The organism is Mesorhizobium sp. CA7 (genome assembly GCF_020165015.1).
Lineage (GTDB): Bacteria > Pseudomonadota > Alphaproteobacteria > Rhizobiales > Rhizobiaceae > Mesorhizobium.
Genome location: NZ_JAIUHH010000030.1, coordinates 24,776 through 34,771, shown reverse-complemented (window position 1 = coordinate 34,771; position 9,996 = coordinate 24,776). Strand labels below are relative to the sequence as shown.

Annotated in this window: 6 protein-coding genes; 1 reads left to right on the top strand and 5 read right to left on the bottom strand. The window is 63.3% G+C overall.

Going from position 1 to position 9,996, the window contains the following annotated elements; translation table 11 throughout:
* Window positions 1-2,735: beta strand repeat-containing protein (locus LB552_RS29160; RefSeq protein WP_224611617.1), on the bottom strand; the 2,735-nt coding region annotated here is incomplete at its 3' end.
* Between the two features lie 324 nt (window positions 2,736-3,059).
* Between LB552_RS29160 and LB552_RS29155 the strand changes: the two genes are divergently transcribed.
* On the top strand, window positions 3,060-4,004 hold the full coding sequence (locus tag LB552_RS29155; RefSeq protein WP_224611615.1) for a transglutaminase-like cysteine peptidase: 945 nt from the start codon (window positions 3,060-3,062) through the stop codon (window positions 4,002-4,004).
* Between the two features lie 88 nt (window positions 4,005-4,092).
* Here LB552_RS29155 and LB552_RS29150 read toward each other — a convergent pair whose 3' ends face one another.
* Genes LB552_RS29150 through LB552_RS29135 form a run of 4 tightly spaced genes read right to left on the bottom strand, consistent with a single transcriptional unit; the run spans window position 4,093 to window position 9,588 of the window.
* Window positions 4,093-4,734, bottom strand: coding sequence for a ribbon-helix-helix domain-containing protein (locus tag LB552_RS29150; RefSeq protein WP_140847429.1), 642 nt, complete (start codon window positions 4,732-4,734; stop codon window positions 4,093-4,095).
* Window positions 4,724-6,013 (bottom strand): HlyD family type I secretion periplasmic adaptor subunit, encoded by a 1,290-nt coding sequence (locus LB552_RS29145; protein ID WP_224611613.1) that lies wholly within the window; start codon window positions 6,011-6,013, stop codon window positions 4,724-4,726. Before LB552_RS29145 ends, LB552_RS29150 begins: the two co-directional genes overlap by 11 nt.
* Before the next feature lie 15 nt (window positions 6,014-6,028).
* On the bottom strand, window positions 6,029-8,161 hold the full coding sequence (locus LB552_RS29140) for a type I secretion system permease/ATPase (RefSeq protein WP_224611611.1): 2,133 nt from the start codon (window positions 8,159-8,161) through the stop codon (window positions 6,029-6,031).
* Window positions 8,162-8,199: 38 nt separating this feature from the next.
* On the bottom strand, window positions 8,200-9,588 hold the full coding sequence (locus tag LB552_RS29135) for a TolC family protein (protein WP_224532565.1): 1,389 nt from the start codon (window positions 9,586-9,588) through the stop codon (window positions 8,200-8,202).
* Window positions 9,589-9,996: the final 408 nt, after the last annotated feature.

Genomic DNA, 9,996 nt, shown 5'->3' with positions numbered 1-9,996 from the left:
ATGATCGCCGGGTTCAGCACGCCGTCCGTCGTCGGACCGTTATTGGTCTCGTCGAGCGTCACCGAGCTGCCGACCACCGCATTCGAGATCGTAGGTACATCGTCCGTGATATTGATCGAGATGGTCGAAGTGGATGTGTTGCCGAAGCTGTCGGTTACCGTGAAGGTGAACACATCCTGCCCGGGCTGCACATTGGCGCCGTCATTGCCCGCCGGAACATTCGCTTCCGGCGACGTCAACGTATAGGTGTAGGTGCCGTCCGCGTTGACGTGTAGGATGCCGTATGTGCCATTGATGTTCGTGCCGACATTGCCGTTCACGTCGCTGCCGATATTACCGGCCTGAACACCGGTCACGGTCGCCCCGTCAGGATCCGAGAAGGTCAACTTGCCCGTCGTCGTCTCCGAGCCGTCGCCCGCATGCGAGCCGTCCACCGTCCCGGGGCCGAGGTCACCGACCGGTGGTGTTGTGTCGATGCCCGCCTCGTTCACCGCCGCAACCTCCGCCACCACACGCGGCTGGCTGCCGGTCACCTCGATCGTCAGCGTCGCCGGCGAGGTATCGCCGTCGCCGTCGGTGATCGTGTAGTTGAAGACGTCAGTGCCGGTCGGCGTATTCGGGGTGGCCTGATAGCTGTAGTCGCCATTGGCGAAGACGGTCAGCACGCCATGCGCGCCGGTCACCGTCGTCACGCCGGCATTGGTCACCGCGTTGGTCCAAGCGATCGAGGCGATCCCGTCCGCTCCAGCCGTGTCCGCCGCGCCGAGACCATGGGTGCTTGTCCCGGTCTCGACATTGCCGGTCACGGTCTCGCCCGACTGCGCCGCGTCCGTGTCGTTACGTGCCGTCGGCACGTCGTTGACGATGTCGATGGTGAGCGTCGTGGAAGCGGGGTCGCCGTCGGAATCGACCACTTGGACAGCGAAATCGTCATGCGTGCCGTTACCGGTGGTGCTGTCGAGCAGCGTGTAGGAATAGGTGTAGCCGGTCCCCGGCGTGCCGGTGATCGTCAGGTCGCCATACTGGCCGTGCACCAGAATGCCGCCGGCCGCGTTCGTCACCTCAATCTGGGTATTGTCCTTGTCGGTCACATAAAGGTGGCCGATCGTGTCGCCACCAGTGGTGATCGCCAGCGCGCCGGTCGTCGTCTCGCTGGTGTCGCTGTTGTTGTTCGCGTCGTTGTCGGCGATTTCACCCGAGCCGGCCGGCAGGCCATCATGCGGCGGAAGGCCGGCCTCGCTCGCTGCGCTATGGCCGTTCGCATCAGGATTCTGCGGCGTCACATCGATGGTGGGCGTCGAATCCGGCTTCAGGTTGATCGTCACCGTCGCCACCGAGGCGTCGCCGTCGCCATCGACGATCCGGTACTGGAAGGTCACGGTTCCTTCTTCGCCAGCAGTCGGCTTGTAAGTGAAGGTGCCGTCATTGTTGTAGGTGACCGTGCCGCCGCCGCCAGTCAGCGAGTTCGCCACATAGCTGACCTTCGCCGGGTCGGTGATGTTGACGCCGTCCGCGCCGGGCACGTCGTTGGCAATCACGTTCACCGTCACCGGCGCGTTCTCGGTTGCCTGCGCGGCAGCGTCGTCATGGGCCGTGGGCACGTCGTCAACAATCTCGACGGACAGCGTTCCCGGAAGCGAAACGTCGCCATCGCTGTCGGTGACCGTCACCGTCATGTTGTCGAAGATGGAATCGGTGCCCGCACCGGAATGCTGCTCGCTGTGCACCAGCGTATAGGTGTAGCTCACCTGGCCGGTGGCGGCGTCGTAGCCGTTGATGGTCAGCGTGTTGCCGAAGGGCGTCGCAATGTTGATCGGTGTCGACGCGCTGTTGGCAAGCTCAGCGGCGGTGATCACATGGCCATTAATGTCCACCGAGCCGATGCCGTCGGGCGAGGTGATGGTGAAGGTACCGGTGTTGTGCTCGGACGGGTCGTTGTCCATTGCGGGGTCGGTGCCCGCTTCGCCGGACCCCGTCGCGCCGGCGGTCTCGAGGCCTTTTTCATCGACGCTGGTGTCGCCGCCGCTGGTCGAGGGCGTCAGGTCGAGGATCGTCGGCGTGGTGTCGGGCAGCAATCCCGGGAACAGCTCCCGATGGTCAGGCTGGCCGAACGCCAGGTCCGTCGGCGGCAGCAGCGACGTCAGGCCGAAGCCGTCGCCGATCCCGCCTGCGGGATGTTCGAAATTGCCGCCTGCGCTCCCCGGCGAGCCGTTGCCGCCGGCCGAGATCGAGCCGTCGGCGCCGAAGGCGACGTCGACATGGCTGGCCTCGAGCGCGGCGATCAGGGCCACGCGCGGCACCTCGACGTCGCCGAGCATGAAGGTCGGCACATTCAGCGCGGCGTCCTTGATGACGATCTGGGATCCGTCGGGCTGCGTGAGGACCAGATCGTGTCCGTCGACCTTGATGTTGTCGATCGACACGCTGGCCGGAAGCTTCACGACATTGCCGGCCTCGACGTGATATTCATGCGGGGTATTGCCCGCCGCCGCATTTGCCGCCGGCGCGTACGCGGGCGCAGCAGCCTTGGCGTCGGCCGGCTGGTTGGTGGCCGGCGCATTGGCCGCGCCTTGGGCCGGCGCGCCGCTGCCGACATCGACCGGCACCGGCTCGCTCGCAGCCTGGGCGGCGGTCGCCTGCGCGACCTGCACACCCGTCGAGATATGATTTTCACCAGCGCTGGTGTGCTCGTCCCAGGAATTTGAAACGGCGTCGAATTCGATATTGGTCGTCATAGCTAAAGCCCCTCCGGCATTTCCCGGAAAGAGACATGTCAGGCCCCGGCTTTGCAACAGACGTTCAATCTATTTCATATATTCGAGTATGTAGAGAATCGCATTTTTTACACTTGGTAAATTGCGATGATATATCTGGATATGCATGACCTTAACGAGGGTGGGAATGACCGCGCAGCACGCCTTCCGCCTTGGTAAATGTAAGTATAATTTTGAATAAAATTTGACGCAAAATAGAATAGCGTGATTCGCGGAAATTTACCCACCTTCATTTCCGATAATTTGAGACAAGATTGGTAGCGTCCACAGTCAAAGGTGGGCGTTATGAAAATACAAAAAGCAGACCCGACGGGGATCAAGGTACTCTTGCTGGCGATCGGCCTTGTCGCTCAGGCAGGTCCATCGTCGGCAAGCGCGAATTCGGGCGCGGCTCCTGTCCTGCAAGAGGTGCTTGCACCCGCGAGCCTCGGCGGCGTTTCGCTGGCCCGGCCGCTGCCCTGGCAGCCGGCCTCCGCGTACCGGATCGCGGATGTTTCTGTGGGCTACGCGCCGGCAGCGCCTTACGAGGCTGAAGCGCACGCCAAGACCGATCCCGGCATCGACCCGATCCAGACCGCCGCGATCATCCCCGGCGTCTTCGGCTCGGTCGCTTTGTCGATGCGCAACTTCCCGGTCGCGGCGCGCTGGGCTCCGGTCTACAGGGCCATCGTCGATTGCACCGCCGGCAGCGTCTGCGACCGCGAGAACCCGGCTTTCGCCGAGATCGTCAAGATTGCCGGCGACAAGGGCTTTCGCGACAAGCTGTCCTTCGTCAACAGCAGCATCAACCGCCTGATCGCCTATCGCAAGGACAGCGTCGTCTATGGCAAGCTCGACTATTGGGCGAAGCCGTCGGAAATCCTCGAGCATCGCGCCGGCGATTGCGAGGATTTCGCCATATTGAAGATGGCGGCGCTGCTCAGAGCCGGCATCCCGGCGCAGAGCATGTCGCTGGTGGTGCTCCAGGATCGCCGCCGCAAGTTCTTCCATGCCGTCCTGTCGGTGAGCACGGGAAGCGGCACCTTCATCCTCGACAGCCTCGGCAACGCCGTCCTGCGCGACAGCGATCTGCCCGACTATGTTCCGCTCTATTCCTTCAGCACCGATCGCGCCTGGATCCACGGGTCGAAGTCCGGCGCGCAGGTCGCCGACATCGCCGGCGGCTTCGCCACGGTCGCTCCGGGGGAAGGATCGCCGGAACCATCAGTGGCTTCGAGCCTGAGGCAGTAGTTTCGAGCGGTTCAGCGCCTCGCGGAAAATAACACGGTCGCTCTGTTGTCTTCGCGCGGCCCGGACAGTTCCGGAGGAATGCGTAGCTCTAGCCGTTGTAGACGAAGGCCATCAGCAGTTCCGGCTCGGTGACGGGCGCACGCACGGCGCTGAGCTGGCCGCGATAGCGGCGCTCGCCGGCGCCGATGACGAAGCCGCTGGTGACCGGCGTTTCGCCATTGGCGTCGAGCCGGGCGAAGATGTCGGGAACGTTGAGGTCGAGCGCCAGCTTCAGGTCCTGGCGCCCATCCTCCCCGGGAGCGCTCGGCAATTGGCGCCGGACCAGTTGCTGGAACGGCGTGTTGAAGGCCAGGATCTTCTTCGAAGAAGACAGCGCGAAGGCGGGCGAGGGGCAGGCGACCAGGATCGCGTTGATCGTGCGGATCGAAGCGAGCTTGCGCAATTCCATGCTTTCCTCGGCCAGGCCGCGCATGCAGGCGACGCGGATCGCCGAGGTGAGGTTGCCCTGGTCGGGATGGTGTTCGGCGATCTCCTCGACCAGCATGCCGATCGTGCATTTGCGGCTTTCGGCCATCTGCTTCAGCGACACCCAGAAGGCGCGCTCCAGCCGGATGCCGCGACGCACGCCGCCGCGCGCCACGACGCGGAATTCGGGGCCGAAATCCTCGGCCGCGAGCGATGGCAGCAGCCTCTCGCGCGAGGTGCCCGGATGGATGGCGCTATCGCTCACTCATTGCCTCCTGACGCGCCTTGTTGATGGGCTTCAAAAGATAGTTGAGGATCGTCTTGCGTCCGGTCTTGATGTCGACCGAACAGATCATGCCGGGGATGATCGAATAGGTCTTGCCGTTCCTGGTAAGCGTCGATTTGTCGGTGGCGACCCGCACCTGGTAATAGGGCTCGCCCGTCTTCTGGTCGACGAGGCTGTCGGCGGTGATGTTGGAGACCTTGCCCTCGATGCCGCCGAAAATCGAGAAATCATAGGCGGTGACCTTGATCAGCGCCTCCTGGTTCGGCTGGATGAAGGCGACGTCGCGCGGCGAAACCCGGGCCTCGACCAGCAGCGTCTCGGAGGTCGGCACGATGCCGGCCACCACCGCGCCGGGCTGCACGAAGGCGCCGAGCGTGTTGACATCGAGCGTGTTGACGATGCCGTCGACCGGTGAGCGGATGTCGGTGCGCGCCACCTTGTCGGTGGCGCCGCGAATGGTTTCGTCGACCACGGACAGATCGGCGAGCGCCTGCGTCAGGTCGCTCAACGCCTCCTGCTGCAATTGCAGCCCCAATTCGTTAACCTGAAGCTGCGCCTCGGTGATTGCTCCCTGGCTCTTCTTGATGGTCTCGCCGGCAAGGGTCAGTTGTCCGCGAAGATCGGTCTGTTCGCGCTCGACGCGGATCTGTTCGGTCCTGGCCATCAGGCCTTTCTTGACCATGGGTTCGACCAGCGCCGCTTCCTGGTCGGTGACGGCAAGGCTCTTCGACAGGCGGTCGGCGTTGGCGGTGGCCTCGTCCAGTTCCTTCTCGCGCTGGTCGAGGCGCGATTTGAGAACCGACAGCTTGACCTCGAAATTGTCGCGGCGCGCGACGAGCAGCCTTTGCTCGTTGTCGCAAATCTCCGGCGCGACCTTTTGGATTTCCGCCGGGCAGGGGAACGACCCTTCGACACTGCCGCTCTGCTCGAACTGCAGCCTGGCGATGCGCGCCTGCAAAGCTCGCGCCTTGGCCTTCTCTTCGCCAAGGCTCGAAGTGTTGCCCGAATTGTCGAGGCGGATGATGAGGTCGTTCTTCCTGACGGTCTGGCCTATCTGGACGGCGATCTCCTGCACCACGCCCGGTTCGCTGGCCTGGATGATCTGCGTCTTCGAAGCGGGTATCACCTTGCCGTCGCCGCGCGCGATCTCATCGACCTCGGCGAACGAGGCCCAGGCCGTGAAGCACACGAACAGCGCCCCGACGATGTAGACGGACGCCGAGGCGAAAAGTGGTGGCCGGTCTTCCCTTGCTAGCATGTCCATACGTTCCGGTCAGGCATTTGCCTTCTGCAGCGCCTGAATGACTTGTTCCTTCGGCCCGTCGGCGACGACGCGGCCCTGGTCGATGACGATGAGGCGGTCGGCAAGTTCCAGCATGCTGTAGCGATGGGTCGACACGATCAGCGTCGTGCTGCGGTCGAACGCCACCTTGAGCTGCTTGATCAACTGCCGCTCGGAAGCGAGATCCATCGAACCCGACGGCTCGTCCAGGAAGACGATCTTCGGTTTGGTCAAAAGCAGCCGCGCGATCGCCACCGCCTGCCTTTGCCCGCCCGAGAGATTGGTGCCACGCTCGCCGACATTCATGTCGTAGCCACGCGGATGCCGCGACACGAAGTCGTCGACGCCGGCGGCCTTCGCCGCATCGATGATCTCCTCGTCCGTCGCTCCAGGCGCCGCCATCAGGAGGTTCTCCTTGATGGTTCCCGAAAACAGGTCCCCGGCCTGCGCGACGATGCCGACCGCGGCGCGGACTTCCGAAGGGTGGTATTGGCGGATGTCGATGCCGTCGAGCAGCAGCTCCCCCGACGTCGGCAGGAACAGCCGGCCGATCAGCCGTCCCATCGTGGTCTTGCCGGAGCCGATGCGGCCGATGATGCCGACCCGCTCGCCGGGCTTGACCGCGATGTTGAGTCCGCTCAGAACCTCGTTTTCCGTGCCCGGATAGGCGAAGCCGACATTCCTGAAGACCAGCGCGCCGCTGCGGATCGGCCGGTTGACGAAGCCGACGGTGTCGGGGCGGTCCTCCGGTTGCGACATGATCGTGTTGATGATCTTGAGCGACAGCATCGCCTGCCGGAACCGGGCAAGCGTGATGGCGATCTGGCCGAGCGGCGCCACGGCGCGGCCGGCGAGCATCACGGTGCCGATGATGGCGCCGGTCGACACCTGGCCTTCCGAGAACGCATAGGCGCCGGCCACGACCAGGGCGACCGTCACGAATTGCTGGATGGCGCCGGTGATATTGCCCGCCGCCGCCGAGAGCTCCTTGATTTTTTCCGACGTGTTGGCCGCGTTCTTCGAGTGCTCGCCCCATTTGCGCAGCAGGTAGGCTTCGGCGCGCAGCGACTTGATCGTCTCCAGCGTCGAGATGGACTCGACCAGCAGGGCCTGGCGTTGCGACGCCTCGTTCATCGATGCCGCGACCCGCTTGCCGATCCGCCTCTGCGTGATCAGCCCGACAATGACGGAGATGACGAAGGCCAGCGCAGGTATGACCACCAGCCAGCCGCCGATGGCGTAGATGACAGCCAGAAAGACGAAGACGAAGATAGTGTCGATGAAGACGCTGATCGTGTTGGAGGTGAAGAACTCGCGCACGAATTCGTATTGCGTGACGCGGTTTGCATATTCACCCGTCGACCCGGGCCGCGCCGAAAGCGAGGAATTCAGCACTTTCTCGAACAGCAGGTAGGAAATCCGCAGGTCCGCCTTGCGACCGGCATAGTCGATCAGCGACGCCCTGGCCGTCTTCAGCAGCAGGTCGAACAGGATCGCCGCGCCGATGCCGAGCGCCAGCACCCACAGCGTCGAGATCGCCTTGTTGGGCAGGATGCGGTCGTAGACATTCATGGTGAAGATCGGCGAGGCGATCGCCAGCAGATTGATGAACACCGCCGACAGCACCACTTTCGAATAGGTGCGCCAGAACGCCCCCATCGCGCCGGTGAGCCAGTGGCGCCTTTCGATCCGCGCGGCGGTGCCGACCGTCATCTCCTCGGCCTGATTGGCATAGGTGATCGAGAAGGACGTGCCGCCGCTGATATAGCTTTCGGCGAGTTCCGACCTGTCGATCGTGGTGCGGCCGTTTTCCTGTGGCGCCGTCAGATATTGCCCGCCCTCGATTTCCGCCAGGAGGGCGATCGGCAATTGGCTGACGCGAAAGACGATGGCCGGAAGATCGAAGCGGCCGCGCAGGAAATCGCGATGGCTGAAATTCTGCACCTCCAGGCCGATGCGCTCGGCCAGATGACGGATCTCGTCCGGCTCGATGCGCGTCTCCGAAATCGGCACGCCGGCAAACAGCACCGTTTCGGCGCTCGGCCTGCCGAGATAGGCCGCCACAGCGCAGAAGCAGGCTTTGAAAGCCTCCTTGGGCGATAGGATATTAGGTTGCTGGTTCACGATCCGCCCCGAAGGACCGAAGATCGATACTACATCGGCTACTTTTTCCTGACCGGCGCGAGGATGTCGAACGGCAGATCGTTCTTCTGCTCCGACGGCGTGCGCGCATAGGTCTCGGTATCGGCCGTGGCCGGCACACCGAATTCCTCACGCGCGTAGGCCGCGGCCTGCTTGGCCGGCTGGATGTTGAGCGTCTTCAGCAATTCGCCGGTTGCGGCCAGCAGCCGGTATTCCGCGAACAGCGACGCGTAGGACGACGTGTCGGCCAGCGTCGCGGTGTTGAAGCGCGTGTTCTGGGCATCGAGCACGTCGAGCAGCGAGCGCTGCCCGACCTTGAACTGCTCGCGATAGGAGGCGACCAGCTTTTCATTGGTGGCTGCCTGCTGGCGCAGTGTCTTTGCCAGCTCCGCCTGGCGGAAGCGGCGGTCCCATGAGGTCCGGACGGCTTCCTCGATCTCGCGCAGCACCTGGTGCAGCGCAAGGCGCTGCTCGCTGGTGCGGCGAATCTGTTCCTGTTCGTTGGCCTTGTCGATGCCGCCGCGATAGAGGTTCCAGCGCAGCACCACCCGAGCCTGCAGATCGCTCGCGTCGCCATTGTCGCCGTCGATGTCATATCCGCCCCGGGCAACGCCCTCGGCGGTAACCGTCGGGCCGTATTTCGCCCGCGCCGCGTCGACCAGCGAAGCGGCGGCGTCGATGTCGCTGTTGGCCATATGGACGCGCGGGTTGTTCTGTCTGGCGAGCCCGATCGCATCGTCCAGCGACCGCGGCAGGGCGGCTGCGACATCGGCGGGCCGCGACGCGTTGGTCAGCGGCTTGCCGACATTCTTGAAGAAGCGGATCTTGGCCGCCTCGAGTTCTTCGGTCGCTTCCTGCATCCGCGCCTTGGCGGCATAAAGGCGTTCCTCGGCCTGCTGCCGGTCGGCATCGTTGAGCGCGCCGCCTGCGATGCCTTGCCTGATATCGCTGAGGATGGACTGATGGAAGCCGAGGTTCTTCTTGGCTTCGACCACGATCGAAGCCTGCAGCATGTATTCCAGATAATCCTGGACGACGGCGAGCCCGATGAACTCGGACCGTTCCAGAACCCTGAAGGACGCTCCATCGACCCGCGAGGCCTGGCGGTTCAGCTCCGCCCGCCTTGCGCCGCTGTCATAAAGCGTCTGCGAGACGGTGAGGTCTGCCTCGTTCGGATAGAGAGCTTTGTGATCCTCGTCGAGCGCGCGCCGCGTGTCGTTGTCCAGGCGGCGAACGCCGGTCGATGCTTCCAGGTCGACGCTGGGAAGGTAAAGGCCTTTGGCCTGTCGCAGCTCGAATTCGATCGCTTCGCGGTTTTCGATCGCCTGTCCAATCTCCGGATTGGACTCCACGGCGACGGCGACAGCTTCTTTGAGTGTGAGTGCGCTGGCGCTACCACAAGCCAACATTGACACCGTGACAGCAAGCGCAACGCGCCAGCCGACGGTAATTTTACCCGTCCTGGTCATTTCTACCCCGTGACTATCCCCGCGCCATTATTTTTTTATTGGCGCTTATTTGCCCAAGCCTGCCACCGGACCTTTCAGCCAGTATCTATCAGATTTTTTGGGGACGTGAGCATATAATGGATTAGACACCCGCTAAAATTGCGATTTCCGGCATTAGGGTTAAAGCCTGTAGCAAAAATAGCACAGAAACCGGGCGCGCTCGTCGGGACTCTCCCAGTTCCAATCGCGCAGCGATGGTTATGGTCTGAAAGAAACGGCGAATCGTGCAGCGCCCGTGCACAAGCTCCTGCGAAATCTGCTGCGGCCTTGCAAAGCATGCGCAAGAAAACGCCATTTCAGCCTGGTTTG